18 protein-coding genes and 2 tRNA genes are annotated in these 20,000 nt (G+C 56.6%); 12 read left to right on the top strand and 8 right to left on the bottom strand.

Annotated features, from left to right (window positions below):
• Positions 1-10 precede the first annotated feature (10 nt).
• Both BS626_RS08455 and BS626_RS08450 read left to right on the top strand, forming a co-directional pair.
• Entirely contained in the window at positions 11-1,939 is a 1,929-nt protein-coding gene (locus tag BS626_RS08455) for a DNA topoisomerase III (protein WP_075181933.1), read from the top strand.
• A complete protein-coding gene (locus BS626_RS08450) occupies positions 1,936-2,226 on the top strand; it encodes a DUF1496 domain-containing protein (RefSeq protein ID WP_083615919.1) in 291 nt (96 codons plus the stop codon). The genes BS626_RS08455 and BS626_RS08450 overlap by 4 nt, the downstream gene beginning before the upstream one ends.
• Here the strand turns inward: BS626_RS08450 and BS626_RS08445 are convergent.
• The 6 genes from BS626_RS08445 to BS626_RS08420 all read right to left on the bottom strand — a co-directional run bounded on the left by BS626_RS08445 (position 2,204) and on the right by BS626_RS08420 (position 5,661).
• On the bottom strand, positions 2,204-2,605 hold the full coding sequence (locus BS626_RS08445) for a pyrimidine (deoxy)nucleoside triphosphate diphosphatase (protein ID WP_075181932.1): 402 nt from the start codon (positions 2,603-2,605) through the stop codon (positions 2,204-2,206). The genes BS626_RS08450 and BS626_RS08445 overlap by 23 nt on opposite strands.
• Positions 2,602-3,411: an exodeoxyribonuclease III gene (gene xthA / locus BS626_RS08440; RefSeq protein ID WP_075181931.1), complete on the bottom strand. Its 810-nt coding sequence runs from the start codon at positions 3,409-3,411 to the stop codon at positions 2,602-2,604. Before xthA ends, BS626_RS08445 begins: the two co-directional genes overlap by 4 nt.
• 495 nt (positions 3,412-3,906) lie before the next feature.
• Positions 3,907-3,991 (bottom strand) — tRNA-Tyr (locus tag BS626_RS08435).
• 92 nt (positions 3,992-4,083) lie between these two features.
• A tRNA-Tyr gene (locus BS626_RS08430) sits at positions 4,084-4,168 on the bottom strand.
• 133 nt (positions 4,169-4,301) lie between these two features.
• Positions 4,302-5,150, bottom strand: coding sequence for a formyltetrahydrofolate deformylase (purU, locus tag BS626_RS08425; RefSeq protein WP_075181930.1), 849 nt, complete (start codon positions 5,148-5,150; stop codon positions 4,302-4,304).
• 52 nt (positions 5,151-5,202) lie between these two features.
• Positions 5,203-5,661: a YchJ family protein gene (locus tag BS626_RS08420; protein WP_075181929.1), complete on the bottom strand. Its 459-nt coding sequence runs from the start codon at positions 5,659-5,661 to the stop codon at positions 5,203-5,205.
• A 95-nt stretch (positions 5,662-5,756) separates the two neighbouring features.
• On the opposite strand from BS626_RS08420, the gene rssA reads away from it, so the two are divergent.
• The 5 genes from rssA to BS626_RS08395 all read left to right on the top strand — a co-directional run bounded on the left by rssA (position 5,757) and on the right by BS626_RS08395 (position 11,253).
• The gene (gene rssA, locus BS626_RS08415) at positions 5,757-6,653 is read left to right on the top strand and encodes a patatin-like phospholipase RssA (protein WP_075181928.1); all 897 of its coding nucleotides are present in this window, start codon (positions 5,757-5,759) and stop codon (positions 6,651-6,653) included.
• A 96-nt stretch (positions 6,654-6,749) separates the two neighbouring features.
• Positions 6,750-7,763 carry a two-component system response regulator RssB gene (gene rssB / locus BS626_RS08410; protein ID WP_075181927.1) on the top strand — a complete coding sequence of 338 codons (1,014 nt, stop codon included), beginning with the start codon at positions 6,750-6,752 and terminating at the stop codon, positions 7,761-7,763.
• 193 nt (positions 7,764-7,956) lie between these two features.
• Positions 7,957-8,865 (top strand): UTP--glucose-1-phosphate uridylyltransferase GalU, encoded by a 909-nt coding sequence (galU, locus tag BS626_RS08405; protein ID WP_075181926.1) that lies wholly within the window; start codon positions 7,957-7,959, stop codon positions 8,863-8,865.
• A gap of 22 nt (positions 8,866-8,887) precedes the next feature.
• The gene (locus BS626_RS08400; RefSeq protein ID WP_075181925.1) at positions 8,888-10,228 is read left to right on the top strand and encodes a UDP-glucose/GDP-mannose dehydrogenase family protein; all 1,341 of its coding nucleotides are present in this window, start codon (positions 8,888-8,890) and stop codon (positions 10,226-10,228) included.
• A 14-nt stretch (positions 10,229-10,242) separates the two neighbouring features.
• Positions 10,243-11,253, top strand: coding sequence for an NAD-dependent epimerase (locus tag BS626_RS08395; RefSeq protein ID WP_075181924.1), 1,011 nt, complete (start codon positions 10,243-10,245; stop codon positions 11,251-11,253).
• Between the two features lie 125 nt (positions 11,254-11,378).
• Here BS626_RS08395 and hns read toward each other — a convergent pair whose 3' ends face one another.
• Positions 11,379-11,786, bottom strand: coding sequence for a histone-like nucleoid-structuring protein H-NS (gene hns, locus BS626_RS08390; protein WP_075181923.1), 408 nt, complete (start codon positions 11,784-11,786; stop codon positions 11,379-11,381).
• 475 nt (positions 11,787-12,261) lie between these two features.
• Between hns and tdk the strand changes: the two genes are divergently transcribed.
• Positions 12,262-12,879 carry a thymidine kinase gene (gene tdk / locus BS626_RS08385; RefSeq protein WP_075181922.1) on the top strand — a complete coding sequence of 206 codons (618 nt, stop codon included), beginning with the start codon at positions 12,262-12,264 and terminating at the stop codon, positions 12,877-12,879.
• 44 nt (positions 12,880-12,923) lie between these two features.
• On the opposite strand, the gene adhE is transcribed toward tdk, so the two are convergent.
• A complete protein-coding gene (gene adhE / locus BS626_RS08380; protein WP_075181921.1) occupies positions 12,924-15,593 on the bottom strand; it encodes a bifunctional acetaldehyde-CoA/alcohol dehydrogenase in 2,670 nt (889 codons plus the stop codon).
• A gap of 410 nt (positions 15,594-16,003) precedes the next feature.
• Here adhE and BS626_RS08375 point away from each other — a divergent pair, with 410 nt between their 5' ends.
• From BS626_RS08375 to oppB, 4 genes are all read left to right on the top strand, one after another.
• A complete protein-coding gene (locus BS626_RS08375; protein ID WP_075181920.1) occupies positions 16,004-16,651 on the top strand; it encodes a YchE family NAAT transporter in 648 nt (215 codons plus the stop codon).
• 368 nt (positions 16,652-17,019) lie between these two features.
• Positions 17,020-17,250, top strand: a complete 231-nt coding sequence (locus BS626_RS18350; protein ID WP_139308793.1) for a hypothetical protein — start codon at positions 17,020-17,022, stop codon at positions 17,248-17,250.
• 98 nt (positions 17,251-17,348) lie between these two features.
• The gene (oppA, locus tag BS626_RS08370; protein WP_075181919.1) at positions 17,349-18,986 is read left to right on the top strand and encodes an oligopeptide ABC transporter substrate-binding protein OppA; all 1,638 of its coding nucleotides are present in this window, start codon (positions 17,349-17,351) and stop codon (positions 18,984-18,986) included.
• Positions 18,987-19,067: 81 nt separating this feature from the next.
• Complete coding sequence (gene oppB / locus BS626_RS08365) at positions 19,068-19,988, top strand: oligopeptide ABC transporter permease OppB (protein WP_075181918.1); 921 nt, start codon at positions 19,068-19,070, stop codon at positions 19,986-19,988.
• Positions 19,989-20,000 lie beyond the last annotated feature (12 nt).

Raw genomic sequence — 20,000 nt, 5'->3', positions numbered from 1 at the left:
TGTATTTTTGATGCGTCTATTTATTGCTGAAAAGCCCAGTCTGGCTCGGGCGATTGCCGATGTGCTCCCCAAACCACACCGCCGCGGAGAGGGGTATATTGCCTGCGGCGAGGATCAGGTCGTGACCTGGTGCGTCGGCCACCTGCTGGAGCAGGCGGGGCCCGAGCGCTATGATGCTCGCTATGCCCGCTGGAACCTGGCCGATCTGCCGATTGTGCCGGAAAAATGGCAGCTCCAGCCGCGCCCCTCGGTGGCAAAACAGCTCAACGTCGTCAAGGGCCTGTTGGCGAAGGCCGACGTGGTGGTGCATGCGGGTGACCCGGATCGGGAAGGGCAGTTACTGGTCGATGAAGTGCTGGATTATCTGGCGCTGGCGCCGGAAAAGCGGCAGTCGGTGCTGCGCTGTTTGATTAACGATCTCAATCCGCAGGCGGTGGAGCGGGCCGTCGGGCGGCTGCGGGAAAACCGGGAGTTTATTCCGCTTTGCGTGTCGGCGCTGGCGCGCGCGCGCGCCGACTGGCTTTACGGAATCAATATGACCCGCGCCTTTACCCTGCTGGGCCAGCGCGCTGGCTATCAGGGCGTCCTGTCGGTAGGGCGGGTACAGACCCCGGTGCTCGGGCTGGTCGTGCGCCGCGATGAGGAGATTGAAAATTTCGTGCCGAAGGCGTTCTTCGAAGTCAAAGCCCACATTGTGACCCCGGATGAGCAGCGCTTTGTGGCGCTATGGCAGCCCCGTGAAGCCTGCGAGCCGTGGCAGGATGAGGAGGGGCGACTGCTACACCGGCCGCTGGCAGAGCACGTTCTGCAGCGTATAGGCGGTCAGCCCGCCGGGGTCACCGATTATCAGGATAAGCGGGAAAACGAGATTGCCCCGCTGCCGTTTTCGCTGTCGACGCTGCAAATTGAGGCGGCCAAGCGCTTCGGTTTATCGGCGCAAAAAGTGCTGGATCTCTGCCAGCGTCTGTATGAAACCCACAAGCTGATTACCTATCCCCGCTCTGATAGCCGGTATCTGCCCGATGAGCATTTTGCCGGCCGTCATGCGGTCCTGAATGCCATCGCGGTGCATCAGCCGGCGCTGACCCCGCCGGCGGATTTTGATGCTGACCGACGTAACCGCTGCTGGGATGATAAAAAAGTTGATGCTCACCATGCAATCATTCCGACCGCGCGCGCTGGCGCGGTCACACTGACGCAGGAAGAAGCGCAAATTTACGGGCTGATCGCCCGTCAGTATCTGATGCAGTTCTGCCCCGACGCGGTGTATCGCAAATGCGTGATTGCGCTTGATATCGCCGGCGGCACATTTCTTGCCAAAGCGCGTTTTCTCGCCGAGGCCGGCTGGCGTGCCCTGCTGGGCAGTAAGGAGCGCGATGAGGAGAACGACGGCATGCCGTTGCCCGTGGTGGCAAAAGGGGATACGCTGCTGTGCGAGCGGGGAGAGTTGCTGGAGAAGCAGACGCAGCCACCGCGGCACTTTACCGATGCTACCCTGCTGTCGGCGATGACCGGCATTGCCCGTTTTGTTCAGGATAAGGCATTGAAGAAGGTGTTGCGCGCTACTGACGGGCTGGGCACCGAAGCCACGCGGGCCGGTATTATCGAACTGCTGTTTAAGCGCACGTTCCTCGAGAAAAGAGGGCGCTATATTCACGCAACGTCTACCGGGCGGGCGCTGATTCACGCCCTGCCAGCGATGGCGGCGCACCCGGATATGACCGCGCACTGGGAGTCTACCCTGACCCGCATCAGTGAGAAAGCCTGTCGCTACCAGGACTTTATGCATCCGCTGGTCGACACCCTGCGCGGGTTAATCGATGAGGCTCGTCAACAACCCGTTCTCAGCACATTTCGCGGGCTGGCGGGGCCACCCGGCGACAAAGCCGCGACGCGACGCCGCAAGGCCTCCGCCAAACGCAAGGAGAAGTCCGTATGATACGACAGCGTGCTATCCTGCTGCTGCTGGCACCGATGACGGCGCTGGCCGCGCCGTTGAGCAATACTCCGCCCGGCGTGATTGTGGCGCTGCCGTCGGACGCCCGCGGCGCAGAGACGGCCGCGCCCCCAACCTGTCTGCGCTGCTGCCTGTTTGATAACCGGCTATTCAGCGAGGGCGCCGTGGTGACGTCGGCGGGGGTGCTGCTTCAGTGTGTACGCGATACGCAGACGCTGGGCACCAACACGCTGATCTGGCAACGGATCAGCGCGGCGCCAGTGCCATAAACGCCAGCAGCAGCGGCACATCGGCCGGTGCCAGATTGACCTGGCTGGCCTCTGCCGGGGTCACCCAGCGAAGCGCCTGATGGCAGCGCCGCTGCGGTACGCCCTCAAAGTCGGCCACATGCCAGGCGTGGAGCACGATCTCCCGCTCGTCGATCCGCTGGCGGTGACTGGCAACAAAGCGGAGCGGCCGGGCGTCGATCCCCAGCTCCTCAGTCAGTTCGCGGCGCAAGGCGTCCTGCTGGCTCTCTCCGGCCTCCACTTTACCGCCGGGAAACTCCCACAGGCCGGGTTGATCGCCGCCGCTGGGGCGCTGCGCCAGCAGCAAGCGGCCATCCCGCGTAATGATGCCCGCGACCACGTCGAGGACCTGCGCCGTCATGCGAAGTCGAACTCGGCCCACACCGGGGCGTGGTCAGAAGGTTTCTCCATGCTGCGAATCGCATAGTCAATACCGCTGGCACGGCAGCGTTCCGCCAGTACCCGGCTGGCCAGTAATAAATCGATTCGCAGTCCGCGGTTATCATCAAAGCCTTTTGAACGGTAATCGAACCATGAAAAACGATCGCTCACCTCCGGATGCTGTGCGCGCCACGTATCGACCAGCCCCCACGCCAGCAGGCGATCCATCCATTCGCGCTCTTCCGGCAGAAACGAACACTTGCCGGTGCGCAGCCAGCGCTTGCGGTTCTCTTCACCAATACCGATATCGCTATCCTGGCAGCTGATGTTCATATCCCCCATAATCAACACCGGCGACGCCGGGTCACGGTGGGTCTCCAGCCACGCCTGCAGGTCCTGGTAAAACTTCGCCTTAGCCGGGAACTTGGTCGGGTGATCGCGACTCTCTCCCTGCGGAAAGTAGCCGTTAACGACGCTGATATTTCCCAGCGGGCTGGGGATCTCAGCCATGATGATGCGGCGCTGGGCCTCATCGTCATCGCCGGGGAAGCCGCGCTGCACGCTGATCGGTTCCACTTTGCTCAGCAGCGCCACGCCGTAATGCCCTTTCTGACCGTGGTAAAAGACGTGATAGCCCAGTGCGGCGACCGATTCGAGGGGAAACATATCATCGTGGACTTTGGTTTCCTGCAGGCCGATCACATCGGGCTGATGCTGCTCGACCAGCGCCGCCAGCTGATGGGGACGCGCGCGCAGTCCATTGATATTAAAAGAAACAAATTTCATAGACGCTGCCAGTTTACGGAGAAATAGAGCAGGGAAGGGTATCATAAACCGCACGTCGTGGGTATGTGCCGCATCGCCCGCGCGCTGCAGGCGTCTGCGCTGAGAGCCGGTCACAAGTACGCTTCGCGCCGTTGCCGGCAGGCAACGCGGCAGATTGCTATTCCGGCGATGCCGAAGGGCAATCGGAAACGCGCCAGTAAGCCTGCTGCGATGGGAAAATGGACGTGGGAGAAGAATGATTCGCCGCACCTCACCCTTCGCGCTGCTGCCGGCGGGCAGCGTCATCAGGCGGCCGTCAGATGCGAACCGTATCGACAGCTATCGTCCTGCTTCCCATCACGCAGACGGGGAGTCCGACTGTGAAACGGGCAGTGACAGAATCTGGACGAAGAGGAGGATAAGAGAAGAATGATTCGCTGCGCCCTTCGCGCCGCTGCCGGCGGGCAGCGTGGTCTCGCTGCTGGGGGCGATGGCATACTCTGTTCGCTAAATAAATGGTGGTGGGAGAAGGATTCGAACCTTCGAAGTCTGTGACGGCAGATTTACAGTCTGCTCCCTTTGGCCGCTCGGGAATCCCACCTGATTGTGATGTTGCAGAAGGCTTTTACCTTCTCCCTCACAGCCGGTTACCGGGCTGCAGGGGACGAGAACATATCCCGCTCTCTGAATAAATGGTGGTGGGAGAAGGATTCGAACCTTCGAAGTCTGTGACGGCAGATTTACAGTCTGCTCCCTTTGGCCGCTCGGGAATCCCACCACTGGCCTGACTGATTAAGCGGGGCGCATCATATCAAATGATCCGCCCCTGTAAAGCTCCGATTGCCCGCGCGGCGGCCGTTTGCTGTTTTTTGCAGCATCCTGCCGCGCGATTGCGCAGGCCCGGTGGGTTATTACAGAATGATCGTACGGTTCCCGTAGACAAACACCCGCTGTGCCAGCACGTGGTAAAGCGCGCGGCTGAGCACGTTTTTCTCCACATCGCGCCCGGCGCGCATCATATCGTCCGCGCTGTAGGTGTGATCAACATGGATAACGTCCTGCATAATGATCGGACCCTCATCAAGGTTATCATTGACGTAATGCGCCGTGGCACCAATGATTTTCACTCCGCGCTCATAGGCCTGGTGATAAGGGCGTGCGCCGATAAATGCCGGTAAGAAGGAGTGGTGAATATTGATTATCTGGTTCGGATAGCGCGAAACGAACGCGGGCGTCAGTACGCGCATGTACTTGGCCAGCACCACATAATCCGGCTGATAGCGGTCAATCTCGTTGGCCATCTGCGTATCGTGCTCTTCGCGCGTTAGCCCCTCATGGCTGACCAGTACAAAGGGGATATCAAAGCGCTCCACCAGCGTACGCAGCGTCTCGTGGTTGCCGATCACCGCCGCGATTTCGACGTCCAGTCCACCGTAGGCGCTTTTCATCAGCAGATCACCGAGGCAGTGCGCCTCTTTGGTGACCAGAATCACCACCCGACGGCGGCCAGCAGCCTGCAGCTCGCGAAACGAACCGGCGGGCAGGGCAGCGTCGAGATCGGCCAGCAGGGGCGCGTCATTGAAAATCCCTTCCAGTTCTGTGCGCATGAAAAAACGCCCGGTGCGGTGATCAACAAATTCATTGTTCTGCACGATGTTCAGTTCGTGCTTGTAGCAAATGTTGGTAATGTTGGCGATCAGGCCTTTTGCATCCGGACAGATGGTTCTTAAAACTTTACGTTGCAGTGTATGCGCTTGCATGAGCTGTTGGGATCCTGTCTTACAATTTTCAGATAAGGGCAGTGGCGCGGATTCAGGTGGCGCAGCATTTTTTGTACTTTTTACCGGAACCGCACGGGCACGCATCGTTGCGTCCCAGCGCAGGCACTGTCCCGTCAATATAGTACCAGCGTTCCTCCTCGCGAAGGAAGCGCGACCGCTCGTGAATCACCCCGCGCCGCTGGTTTTCGCTAAAGCGCGCAAAAAAAGTGACAAAACCTTCATTTTCATGGCGTCCCGCTTCCTGACTGATTACAGTGAGATCCTGCCAGACAGTTTGAGAAAAGCTGGCGGTTATCGACGGGCGGTACGTCTCGGGCTGGCAGGAGGGATGCCAGGTTGCGATCAGGTAGCTGGCATCCTGGTTGACCCACGCGCTGTAGCGCGAACGCATCAGCTGCTCCGGGGTCGCAGGATGGGCAAGGCCAGCCAGCCAGGGCTGGCAACATAGGCTATACTGCAAACCGCTACAGCAGGGGCACGGTTCGTTCACGTTGACTCCGGATATCATAAAATAAATCAGGCGCTATGTTACCTGAGTGTGGGACCCGGCGTCACAATGATGTCGCCAATTAATCAGGGGCGGTAATGAGACAGACTCGCATAGGACTTGCGCTGGGCGCCGGCGCGGCCAAAGGATGGGCGCATATCGGCGTCATCAACGCGCTGCAGCGGGCCGGGATTCAGGCAGAGGTGGTGGCAGGGAGCTCGGTCGGCGCACTGGTCGGCGGCGCCTGGGCCAGCGATCGTCTGCCGGCGCTGGAGAGTTGGGTACGTGCTTTTCGCTATTGGGATGTGATCCGGCTGATGGATTTTTCCTGGCGACGGGGTGGGCTGCTGCGCGGCGATCGGGTCTTCAGCCACGTTCGGCAAATTGTGTCAGAAACGGACATCCGCCGCTGCCGCCATCGCTTTGGTGCGGTGGCGACCAACCTGAGCACGGGTCGCGAGCTGTGGCTCACGAAGGGCGATCTGCATGTCGCTATGCGCGCCTCGTGCAGCATGCCGGGACTGTTACCGGCGGTTAATCTCAACGGATACTGGTTAGTGGATGGGGCGGTCGTGAATCCGGTGCCGGTATCGCTGACCCGCGCGCTGGGGGCCGATATTGTTATCGCCGTGGATCTCCAGCATGATGCGCACCTGATTGCCGAAGAGACCCTGTCGGTCACCCCGCAGGAGACCGCCGATGAGCCCGCCAGCAGCGACTGGCGCAGCAGGTTACGTCAGCGTTTTACTCAGTTGAATACCCGGCGCGCCGTGACGCCGCCCGGCGCGATGCAAATTATGTCGACGTCGATTCAGATGCTGGAAAATCGTCTGAAGCGCCACCGTATGGCGGGCGATCCGCCAGATGTTCTGCTCCAGCCGCTCTGTCCGCAGATTGCCACGCTGGATTTCCACCGCGCCGGGGAGGCGATAGCAGCAGGGGAGCTGGCGGTGGAGAAGAAAATGGATGAGCTGCTGGCGCTAATTCGACAATAGATTTCCCGGCCGCGCGATAATTCAGGGTAATCTGTAGCGCTAAAGCCGTGTTTATGAGCCAGTATTGTACAAAAAGAGAAGGGCAGGGGGACAGTGATGGAAAAGCCGTTAGACGGAAAACATATCCTTATCGTTGAAGATGAGGCCGTCTTTCGTTCCCTGCTGCAGCACTATCTCACCACGTTGGGCGCCAGCGTCTATCTGGCCGGTGATGGCCTTGAAGCGCTGGACATGATGCACGCGCTGATACCGGATTTAATTATCTGTGATGTGGCAATGCCGCGAATGAACGGCATCGCGCTGGTCGAGCACCTGCGGCAGCACGGCTGTCAGGTGCCCATTCTGGTGATTTCGGCAACGGACAATATGTCAGAGATTGCGCACCTGCTGCGCCTTGGCGTGCAGGACGTGATGCTCAAACCGATCAGGAATATGGATCGCCTGCGCGAGGCAGTCTACGAATGCCTGTATCCGGCCCTGTTCACCTCCCGGGTTGAAGAAGACGAGCAGCTGTTTCAGGACTGGGAAGCGCTGGTCAGCGATCCCCGGGCCGCCGCGGCGCTGCTAAAGCAGCTGCAGCCGCCGGTCCAGCAGACCATCGCCCGCTGCAAAGTCAATTACCGTCAGCTGACCGCCGCCGACCATCCCGGGCTGGTGCTGGATATTGCCGCGCTGTCAGAGGATGACCTCGCCTTCTACTGTCTGGACGTGACGCGGGCCGGCGACAACGGCGTGCTGGCAGCGCTGCTGCTGCGCGCGCTGTTTAATAGCCTGCTGCAGGAGCAATTATCCGGCCAGGCACAAAAGCTGCCCGAATTAAACGCTTTATTGCGTCAGGTTAATCTTTTATTGCGCCAGGCGAATCTGACTGGTCAATTTCCACTCATTGTGGGTTATTACCATCACACCTTGAAAAATCTGATCCTGGTATCGGCCGGACTGAATGCCACGCTTAACGTAAATAGTCAGCAAATCGCATTAAGTAACGGTGTGCCATTGGGGACCCTGGAGAGTACGCATCTTAACCAAATTACGCAGCGCTGTGAGGCGTTTCAGTGTCAGATCTGGGGCGCGGGCGGCCGACTGCGCCTGATGTTATCGGATAACTAAGTGCCCGTATTGCCTTTAAAAAAATCTGGTGCATACTGCGGAACAGGTAGTAAATACGCTTGGGTAAAAGTCTTAATTTGTTCGGAAACGGTTCTTCCAGGATAAATCCTCCTGGGGGTAACTGATATACTCATTTCGTTTTTAAATCGACCGTTCAAGCATTGACTTGGACAGCCTGAAGAGAGGTAACTAAATGTCAGCCTATAAATCTAAAGTTAAAAAAGCGGTGATTCCGGTGGCCGGTTTGGGTACGCGGATGCTGCCGGCGACAAAAGCTATTCCGAAAGAGATGCTGCCGCTGGTTGATAAACCGTTAATCCAGTATGTGGTTAATGAATGTATCGCTGCTGGCATCAATGAAATTGTTCTGGTCACGCATTCGTCGAAAAACTCCATCGAGAACCACTTCGATACCAGTTTTGAGCTCGAAGCCATGCTGGAAAAACGCGTAAAGCGTCAACTGCTGGAAGAGATTCAGTCCATCTGTCCGGAGCACGTAACCATCATGCAGGTGCGTCAGGGGATTGCAAAAGGTCTCGGACACGCGGTGATGTGCGCGCATCCGCTGGTGGGTGACGAGCCGGTGGCGGTGATTCTGCCGGACGTTATCATTGATGAGTACGAATCCAATCCGCAGAAAGATAACCTGGCTGAGATGCTGGCGCGCTTTGATGAGACCGGTCGCGGTCAAATCATGGTGGAGCCGGTGGCCGACGTGACCGCGTACGGCGTCGTGGATTGCCAGGGCGCCGAGCTGGCGCCGGGCGACAGCGCACCGATGGTGGGCGTGGTAGAAAAACCGACAGCGTCGGAAGCCCCGTCGAATCTGGCCGTGGTGGGCCGCTATGTCCTGCCGGCTGACATCTGGCCGCTGCTGGCGAAAACCCCTCCGGGTGCCGGCGGTGAGATCCAGCTGACCGATTCAATCGCGATGCTGATGAACAAAGAGACCGTTGAGGCTTACCACCTGAAGGGCAAAAGCCACGACTGCGGCAACAAACTCGGCTATATGCAGGCATTTGTGGAGTACGGTCTGCGTCACGACTCACTGGGTGCAGATTTCCGCGACTGGCTAAATGGCGCGATCGGCAACAAAAAGTAATTTTTTAACACGGGATAATTCAATGAAAGTCACTGTATTTGGTATCGGCTATGTGGGTCTGGTTCAGGCTGCCGTTTTGGCCGAAGTCGGACATGACGTTCTGTGCATCGATGTCGACGAAAAGAAAGTCGAGAACTTAAAAAAGGGCATTATCCCTATTTTTGAACCCGGCCTGACGCCGCTGGTGATGCAAAACTATGAAGCTGGCCGTCTGAAGTTCAGCACCAACGCTGAAGACGGCGTCAACCACGGTCTGATGCAGTTTATCGCCGTTGGCACGCCGCCGGATGAAGACGGTTCCGCCGATCTGAAATATGTCACCGCCGTGGCCAAAACCATCGCGACGCACATGCACGATCACAAAGTGGTGCTCGATAAGTCCACTGTTCCGGTCGGCACTGCCGACCGCGTGCGCAGCGTGATGACCGAAACGTTGAAATCCCGTGGTGTTGACATCAGCTTTGACGTGGTTTCCAACCCGGAGTTCCTGAAAGAGGGCGCCGCGGTAAACGACTGCATGCGTCCGGAGCGTATCGTACTCGGTACCGACAATGACGATGTGGTGGACCTGCTGCGCGAGCTGTATGAGCCGTTTAACCGCAATCACGATCGCATGATCGTCATGGATATCCGCAGCGCGGAGCTGACCAAGTATGCGGCAAACTGCATGCTGGCGACGAAAATCAGCTTCATGAATGAAATCGCCAACCTGGCGGAGCGCCTCGGTGCCGATATTGAGAAAGTGCGTCAGGGCATCGGTTCCGATCCGCGCATCGGCTATCACTTCATCTATCCTGGCTGCGGCTACGGCGGTTCCTGTTTCCCGAAAGACGTGCAGGCGCTGATCCGGACTTCACAGAGTATTGGCTATACGCCACGCTTGCTGCAGGCGGTTGAAGACATCAACAACGATCAGAAAAACAAGCTACCGGGCTACATCAAACGTCATTTTGGTGACAATTTGCAGGGCAAAACCTTTGCGCTGTGGGGGCTGTCGTTTAAACCCAATACTGACGACATGCGCGAGGCGTCTGCCCGCGTACTGATGGAAACGCTGTGGGCCGCGGGTGCCAGCGTACAGGCCTTTGACCCGGAAGCCATGGATGAAGCGCAGCGCATTTACGGCCACCGTAGCGACCTGAAGCTGATGGGCACAAAAGAGGCCGCACTGCAGGGCGCGGATGCGCTGGTGATCTGTACCGAGTGGCAGAACTTCCGCGCGCCGGACTTTGAGGTGATTAAAAAATCCCTGAAAGAAGCCGTGATTTTTGACGGACGTAACCTGTATGATCCGGAAAGAATCAGCAAACGCGGCTTTGTCTATTATGCAATCGGCCGCGGAGCCTCAGTCAACATTGCATAATTAACGGGGAAAGTATGAAGTATCTGGTTACCGGCGCAGCAGGATTTATTGGTTTTCATCTTACCGAACGCCTGCTGGCAGCCGGTCACCAGGTTATCGGTCTCGATAACCTGAATGATTATTACGATGTGCGTCTGAAACAGGCGCGCCTCGACCGTCTGACCCCGCATCCGCAGTTTCGTTTTGTGAAAGGCGATCTCGCCGATCGTGCGGCCATCGCTGCGCTTTTTGCCGAAAGCCAGTTTGAACGAGTGATCCACCTGGCCGGGCAGGCCGGCGTGCGCTATTCGCTGGACAATCCCCACGCGTACGCCGATGCTAATCTGATCGGTCACCTGAATATTTTAGAAGGCTGCCGGCATCACGGCATTCAGCATTTGCTGTATGCCTCTTCCAGTTCGGTATACGGCCTGAACCGCAAATTACCGTTTTCCACTGAGGATGCGGTAGACCATCCGGTATCACTGTATGCGGCGACCAAAAAAGCCAATGAGCTGATGTCGCATACGTATTCACACCTCTATGGTATTCCCACCACCGGTCTGCGCTTTTTCACCGTCTATGGTCCGTGGGGGCGCCCGGATATGGCGCTGTTCAAATTTACCCGCGCCATGCTGGCGGACCAACCGATCGACGTCTATAACCACGGACAAATGCGTCGTGATTTTACCTATATCGACGATATCGTGGAGTCAATTATGCGCCTGCAGGCGGTGATTCCCGTAGCGGATCCCAGCTGGACGGTGGAGAGCGGGAGTGCGGCGGCCAGTTCGGCACCTTACCGAATATATAACATCGGCAACAGCCAACCGGTTATGCTGATGGATTACATTTCCGCGCTGGAAAAAGCGCTGGGTAAAACCGCGCGTAAAACGCTGCTGCCGGTACAGCCCGGAGACGTACTGGATACCAGCGCCGATACGCGCCCGCTCTATGAGGCAATCGGTTTTGCGCCACAAACCAGCGTTGAGCAGGGCGTGGCCCGCTTTGTTGCATGGTACAAAGGCTTCTATCACTCCGCCTGACGGATGCGCGCTGACAGACAATAAAAAAGGAAGCCACTGGCTTCCTTTTTTAGGATATCTGGTGTGAAAAGTTTATGCAGGACATAAACGAGTAACCCCAGTTGAACAGGGGTTAAAGAAGCACCTTACAGCAGGAAATCGTCCAGCTGTTTACCTTCTTCATCGATGGCTTTTTTGATAACGGCTGGGGTGCGGCCCTGGCCGGTCCAGGTTTTGGTTTCACCGTTTTCATCAACGTATTTGTATTTAGCCGGGCGGGCAGCGCGCTTGGTTTTACCGGTGCTTTTGGCCGCGTTCAGCGTTGACAGTAATTCGTTAGGGTCGATGCCGTCAGCGATCAGCATTTCGCGATACTGCTGCAGTTTACGCGTACGCTCTTCGATTTCGGCCGCGGCCTGGCTTTCCTCTTCGCGACGCTCGTTTACCACCACTTCCAGTTTCTCTAACATCTCTTCCAGTGTTTCCAGCGGCAGCTCACGCGCCTGGGCACGCAGAGTACGAATGTTGTTCAGAATTTTAAGTGCTTCGCTCATTGTCCTGGTCTCTAATATATTGGGTGGATAAAGGTTTACGAGCTAATAATAGATGTGCACTGTCCCGACTGCAATAGTAAAAAGTGTAATAAACCTAAAATAACCAATTAAAATGCGATCCGCATAACGCCTTAGCCTTCTCTGAGTGACCTAATAGCCTAATTTAACTCCTGTAGAGGTTCTGCAATAACATGGCCCGGTGGGTAAATACGCGATAAAAACGCCATTTGCTCAGCGGTATGGTGACAACATGTGCGTAAGAATAGCCCGATCGGAAGTAAAAACGTGAGGGAGTCTGTTTTTAATGCGGAAGATGATCAGCTGTTTATCGCCTTTGGGTATGGCAACTGACGCTGCCGCGGGCGGCATGTTCTCTGGCCGCGCTTAAGCCGCGCGGTATAAATGCGGGCAGGTGACGGGTGCTGTGGTAGACTGCGTGCGCACTGATATTTGAGAATGGCGGGAGTTTCATCCGATGGCACAGCTTTATTTTTATTATTCCGTAATGAACGCAGGGAAATCTACCACGCTGTTACAATCCTCTTACAATTACCAGGAGAGGGGCCTGCGGACGCTAATTTGGACGGCGGAAATTGATAATCGCTTTGGCGTGGGTACAGTGACCTCTCGTATCGGGCTGTCAGCGCCGGCACAGTGCTTCAACAGGGATACCCCCTTGTTTACTGAAATCGCCCGTCAGCATGAGGCGGAGAGCGTACACTGCGTGCTGGTCGATGAGTGCCAGTTCCTTACGCGTGAACAGGTGATGGCGTTATCAGATGTGGTAGATAAGCTGGATATTCCGGTGTTGTGTTACGGACTGCGCAGCGATTTTCGCGGCGAACTGTTCGCCGGCAGTCAATATCTCCTGGCCTGGGCCGATAAACTGGTGGAATTAAAAACCATCTGCCACTGCGGACGCAAAGCCGGGATGGTATTGCGCCTTGATGAGCGGGGGGAACCCTTTAAGGAGGGGGAGCAGGTGGTGATTGGCGGGAATGAGCGTTACGTTTCCGTGTGTCGCAAACATTATAAAGAGGCGCTGTCAACCGGGCGGCCAGAGGCGATATTTGGCCGGTCAATGCCGTCCTGAGCGCGACCACCCGCCCCGGGGCGGGTGGTGCATTCACGCCACGCTTAACGCTGGCGCTGTTTGGTGGGGAGCGAAACAACCGCCTGCGCGTCTGCCTCCTCGCTGATTTCGCGATAGGCGCGGCCATAAAAGGTATCCAGCAAAATCTGCCTGAGTTCGGCTATCAGCGGATAGCGCGGGTTGGCGCCGGTGCACTGATCGTCAAAAGCGTCTTCTGCCAGGCGGTCAACCCGCGCGAGGAAGTCCGCTTCCTGCACGCCGGCTTCCCGCAGCGAGGCCGGGATGCCCAGTGACTGTTTCAATTCGTCCAGCCAGGCCAGCAAGCGGGCAATTTTATCGCCGGTGCGATCCCCCGCGGTGGTTAACTGCAGGTGATCGGCAATTTCCGCGTAGCGCCGCCGCGCCTGCGGACGGTCATACTGGCTAAAGGCCGTCTGCTTGGTGGGATTGTCGGTGGCATTGTAGCGAATCACGTTGCAAATCAGCAGGGCGTTAGCCAGTCCGTGAGGGATATGAAACTCCGAGCCCAGCTTGTGCGCCATAGAGTGGCAGACGCCGAGGAAGGCGTTAGCAAAAGCGATACCGGCCAGGGTGGCGGCACTGTGCACCCGCTCCCTTGCCAGGGGATTGCGCGCGCCCTCATGGTAGCTGGCCGGCAGCCAGGCTTTCAGCAGTTTCAGCGCCTGCAGCGCCTGACCGTCAGAAAACTCATTGGCCAGCACCGAGACGTAGGCTTCCAGCGCGTGAGTCACGGCATCCAGACCGCCAAAGGCGCAGAGGGATTTAGGCATGTCCATCACCAGATTGGCGTCTACGATGGCCATGTCGGGCGTCAACGCGTAATCGGCCAGCGGATATTTCTGCCCGGTGGCATCGTCGGTCACCACCGCAAACGGCGTGACCTCAGAGCCGGTACCGGAGGTGGTCGTGATCGCCACCAGCCGCGCTTTTACCCCCATTTTGGGAAACCGATGAATGCGCTTGCGGATATCCATGAAGCGCAGCGCCAGCTCTTCAAAATGGGTATCGGGGTGCTCGTACATAACCCACATAATTTTGGCCGCGTCCATCGGTGATCCTCCGCCGAGGGCAATAATCACATCCGGTTTAAAGGTCTGCATTTGCGCCGCGCCTTTGCGCACCATGCTGAGGGTAGGATCGGCCTCGACGTCATAAAAGACATCGGTCTCCACCCCGTGCGCGGAAAGCACGCTGATCACTTGATCGACGTAACCGTGATTAAACAGATAGCGGTCAGTTACGATAAACGCGCGGGTGGCGCCGTCGGTTGCCACCTCCTCCAGCGCCACGGGCAGTGAACCCCGGCGGAAATAAATTGACTTGGGTAATTTGTGCCACAGCATATTCTCAGCTCGCTTAGCCACGGTTTTGGTATTGATCAGGTGCTTGGGTCCGACGTTTTCGGAAATCGAGTTGCCGCCCCACGAACCGCAGCCCAGCGTCAGCGACGGTGCCAGCTTAAAGTTGTAAAGATCGCCAATGCCGCCCTGAGAGGCCGGTGTGTTGATCAAGATGCGCGCGGTTTTCATCTTTTCGCCAAAGCGGGCGATGCGCGCTGGCTGATTATCCTGATCGGTATACAGGCAGGAGGTATGGCCAATGCCGCCCATGGCTACCAGCTGTTCCGCTTTCGCCAGCGCGTCCTCAAAATCTACGGCGCGATACATAGCCAGCGTCGGCGACAGCTTCTCATGTGCAAACGGTTCTGAGGGATCGATCGCGCTGACTTCACCGATCAGAATTTTGGTGCCGGATGGCACGGTAATGCCGGCCCGCTCAGCAATGCTCACCGCCGACTGCCCGACGATGTCCGCATTCAACGCGCCGTCTTTGAGGATCAGATCCTGAACCGCGCGCAGGGCTTTACCTTTCAGTAAATAGCCGCCGTGGCTGGCAAACCGCTCCCGGACCTGCTCATAAACGGCATCCACCACCACAACCGACTGCTCGGAGGCGCAAATTACACCGTTATCAAAGGTTTTCGACATCAGAATCGAGGCTACCGCCCGCTTGATGTCAGCGGTCTCGTCAATCACCACCGGCGTATTGCCAGCGCCTACGCCGATCGCCGGTTTACCGGAGCTGTAGGCGGCTTTTACCATACCGGGACCGCCGGTGGCGAGGATCAGGTTGATATCGGGGTGGTGCATCAGATGGGTCGATAACGCCACGCTGGGGGCGTCAATCCAGCCGATAATGCCCTCCGGAGCACCGGCGGCAACGGCCGCCTGCAGCACAATCTCAGCTGCACGGTTGGTGGCATCTTTCGCACGGGGGTGGGGGGAGAAAATAATGCCATTACGGGTCTTCAAACTGATTAACGCTTTGAAGATAGCGGTGGAGGTGGGGTTAGTCGTGGGGACGATGCCGCAGATCAGGCCGACCGGCTCAGCGATCGTCAGCGTGCCGAAGGTCTCATCGCGGGCCAGCTCACCGCAGGTTTTTTCATCCTTATAGGCGTTGTAAATATATTCCGAAGCAAAGTGATTTTTAATCACTTTGTCCTCCATGATCCCCATGCCGGTCTCCGCGACGGCCATACGCGCCAGCGGAATGCGGGCGTCGGCAGCCGCCAGCGCCGCGGCGCGAAAAATCGCGTCAACCTGCTGTTGGCTGTAGTTAGCGAAGAGGCGTTGGGCTTGCTTCACGCGTTCAATCATCGCGTCAAGTTCAGCAACGGTAGTCACGGCCATAATACGCTCCTGATGGAAGTTAAACTCTTTAAGTAAGCGTGCCCGCTGGACACCGGCCAAACACAGGAAGGGCGGAAGGCTCGCCCGGCCGTTCGGCGCAGCTTACTGAAAGCGTTTCACCGCCTGAGGCGGCGCTTCCGGTAGCTGATTGCAGCGTACGCCTGGCCATCCCGGGGGATGCTGATCTGGATCAAACAAGCAGAAAGCTGACACCATTCAGCTCTGGCCGTGGCGGAGAATATTGCCGTCTGACGCAGGCAGGCAGGGGCTTACGCTACAGAATGCGGCAGGAGTAGCGTAGCGTGCGAAAAAAAAGCGTCGGGGCGGCGTAATCTGACTGCTTGCTACTGGTGTCGCCGGCCTTTTTTGATTACATTAGCCGCCAGAAATCCCCCCCATCAGGACATGACGTGAACCCGGCCATTTTAGATTTCTCCGGCTACATTAAATTCTTTGTTGGTCTGTTCGCGCTGGTCAATCCCATCGGGATTATTCCGGTGTTTATCAGCATGACCAGCTACCAGGCGGCGGCCGAACGCCACCGCACCAATCTGACGGCCAATACGGCAGTGGCGGTCATATTGTGGAGCTCGCTGTTTCTCGGCGACGCTATCTTGCGCCTGTTCGGCATCTCCATTGATTCGTTCCGGATTGCCGGCGGCATTCTGGTCGTGACCATTGCTATGTCAATGATCAGCGGTAAATTGGGGGAAGATAAGCAGAACAAACAGGAAAAAACGGAAACTGCCATTCGCGAAAGCATTGCCGTCGTACCGCTGGCGCTGCCGCTCATGGCGGGACCGGGTGCCATCAGTTCGACGATCGTCTGGAGTACGCGCTACCACAGTTGGCAAAACCTGCTGGGCTTCAGCGTGGCGATTGCGTTGTTTGCTTTCTGCTGCTGGCTGCTGTTTCGCGCGGCCCCGCTGATGGTGCGTATTCTCGGGCAGACCGGTATTAACGTCGTGACGCGTATTATGGGCCTGCTGCTGATGGCGTTGGGGATCGAATTTGTCGTCACCGGCGTTAAGGCCCTGTTTCCAGGACTGGTGGGGTAGTCTGTTGACCGCCATTCCGATGTTATATTGCGCTTAAACCGTTGGGCGCCCCGCGTTGGGGCGCCGCGGCTGTGCGCCTGCTTCATTGTGGTGCAGTCAGTGATGTTGCTAATAATGTTGGCCAGCACAGTAATTTGACTACTCAGGATTGCTGCCGCGGCCTGCGGCACCTGATTTTGTGAAATTTATCACAAAATATTTTCCGGCCATCATCCCATCACAGATGTTTTTTCCCTACCTTTTTCTTTGATTGCATGATTAGCTGCGGCATTCCTGCCATTTTTCCCGACGGCGTAAAATGAACCCGTTCAACCATCCCTGAAACGTTAACGCCAGAAAAATAGTAGAAATAATTATAATAAATCATCATGTTATCTTATTTTTTATGTCGAAAGTTTACCTTTCCTTACACCGCGGAGCGTGATAAAAGAGAATCAGTTAACATTTTTGTCATGAAGTTTTGGCGCCTTGAAACGCTCTTTGATAACGTGCCAGACAGCATGGCGAAACAGATCTTAAAAAAGGCACGCTTTTTGCCTTACACAGGGGCGGCAGCGTGGTTGGCGCGGGCTACCGCTGGCAAGGTGGCAGACAAATAAGCAAGCATCCGTTGCGTTCCGGCGGGGCAATGCTTACCCCGTCAAGGGGAGGGCGACGGTCCCAGTGACAGTCGTAATAATAAAAAGTGGGAGTAAACATGACCAACATCACGATGAAAAAGCATCTGGCGCTCGCGGTAGCAACGGCGATTGCGGCACTGAGCATGCAGCAGGCGCTGGCGGCGAAGGTGCCGGCTGGCGTACAGCTGGCTGAAAAGCAGGAGCTGGTAAGGGGCAACGGAGCAGAATTGCAATCGCTTGACCCACATAAAATCGAAGGCGTCCCGGAATCTAACGTTAACCGCGATGTGCTGGAAGGCTTAATCATCAACGACGCCGATGGCAAACTGCTGCCGGGCGTAGCGGAAAAGTGGGAAAACAAAGACGGGAAAGTGTGGACGTTCCACCTGCGTAAAGGGGCGAAATGGTCTAACGGTGAACCGGTTACCGCCGAAGATTTTGTCTACAGCTGGCGCCGACTGGCCGATCCCAAAACCGCATCGCCCTACGCCAGTTATTTGCAGTACGGTCACCTGCTGAATGTGGATGACATTATTGCCGGTAAAAAATCACCGGACACGCTTGGCGTCAAAGCCGTTGACGATCATACGCTGGAAGTGACCCTCAGCGAGTCGGTTCCCTATTTCTACAAGCTGCTGATCCATCCCTCCATGTCACCGGTCTATAAACCGGCGGTAGAGAAGTTTGGCGAGAAGTGGACGCAGCCGGAGAATTTCGTTGGCAATGGCGCGTTTAAGCTGAAAGAGTGGGTGGTCAATGAGCGTATTGTTGTTGAACGTAACCCGCAATACTGGGACAACGCGAATACCATCCTGAATAAAGTGACCTTCCTGCCGATCACTTCGGAAGTGACCGATGTCAACCGCTATCGCAGCGGCGGCAGCGACATTACCTATAACTACTTACCGATTGAGCTGTACCAAAAGCTGAAAAAAGATATCCCGCAGGAAATTCACGCGGACCCCTATCTCTGCACCTATTACTATGAAATCAATAATCAGAAGCCGCCGTTTAACGACCCGCGCGTGCGCGCTGCGCTGAAGCTGGGACTGGATCGCGACATTATTGTTAAAAAGGTGAAAGCGCAGGATGAAGACCCTGCCTGGAGCTATACGCCGCCGTTTACCGATGGCATCGATTTGACGCCGCCGGAGTGGATTAGCTGGTCACAGGAAAAACGCAACGCCGAAGCGAAAAAATTGCTGGCGGAAGCCGGGTTTACCGCCGAAAAGCCGCTGACGCTGGATCTGCTGTACAACACCTCGGATCTGCATAAGAAGCTGGCCATCGCGACCGCGTCGATCTGGAAGAAAAACCTCGGAGTCAACGTCAAGCTGGAAAACCAGGAGTGGAAAACCTTCCTCGATACCCGCCACCAGGGTAATTTCGACGTGGCGCGCGCCGGCTGGTGTGCGGATTACAACGAACCGACCAGTTTCCTGAATACCATGCTGTCGGACAGCAGTAACAATACTTCGCACTATAAGAGCGCCGCGTTTGATCAGCTGCTGGAGAAAGCGCTGAAGACGCCAGATGAGTCCGAACGGGCCAAAGTGTATGCTGAAGCAGAGAAGGTTCTCGATAACGACTCCGCCATTGTGCCGGTCTATTACTATAAGAACCTGCGCCTGGTGAAGCCGTACGTGGGGGGATATACCGGAAAAGATCCGCTGGATAACAGCCATGATAAAGATCTGTATATCATCAAACACTAAGCGTATCGGGCAGTGAAGGCTGCCCGTTTTGAAGCAACCGGATCGTTACTGCGGTGACGATCCCGCCAGCAGGTATGGGCAATGTTAAAATTTATTCTGCGTCGCTTTCTTGAAGCTATCCCCACGCTGTTTATCTTGATAACCATCTCCTTTTTTATGATGCGACTGGCACCCGGCAGTCCGTTCACCGGCGAGCGCGCGCTTACGCCGGAAGTGATGGCCAATATTGAAGCGAAATACCATCTCAATGACCCGATGTGGAAACAGTATGTGAACTATCTGATTCAGCTGGGTCACGGCGATTTCGGTCCTTCGTTTAAATATAAAGATTATTCGGTTAACGATCTGCTCGCCGGATCCTTTCCGGTATCGGCGAAACTGGGCGCCGCGGCGTTTTTGATGGCGCTGATTTTTGGCGTCGGTGCCGGCGTGATCGCCGCACTCAAGCAAAATACCAAATGGGATTATACGGTGATGGGCATTGCCATGACCGGCGTGGTGATCCCCAGCTTTGTGGTGGCGCCACTGCTGGTGCTGGTCTTCGCCATCACCCTGAAATGGCTGCCGGGGGGCGGTTGGAACGGTGGAGCGCTGAAATATATGCTGCTACCGATGGTTGCGCTGTCGTTAGCCTATATTGCCAGCATCGCGCGTATCACCCGCGGCTCGATGATTGAAGTTTTGCACTCGAATTTCATTCGCACCGCGCGGGCAAAAGGCCTGCCGATGCGGCGCATTATTTTTCGCCATGCGCTGAAGCCGGCGATGCTGCCGGTGCTTTCCTATCTCGGCCCGGCGTTTGTCGGCATCATTACCGGTTCGATGGTGATAGAAACCATTTACGGCCTGCCGGGGATTGGTCAGCTGTTTGTCAATGGTGCGCTGAACCGCGATTATTCGCTGGTACTGAGCCTGACCATACTGGTTGGGGCGCTGACAATTCTGTTTAACGCCATCGTCGACGTGCTGTACGCCGTTATCGATCCTAAAATTCGTTACTAACCGGAGTTCGTG

Origin of the sequence: Pantoea sp. 1.19 (assembly GCF_001922585.1) — a bacterium.
Lineage (GTDB): Bacteria > Pseudomonadota > Gammaproteobacteria > Enterobacterales > Enterobacteriaceae > 1-19.
Note: the sequence above shows the minus strand (reverse complement) of the source record. Positions and strands in the feature narration are given on the sequence as shown.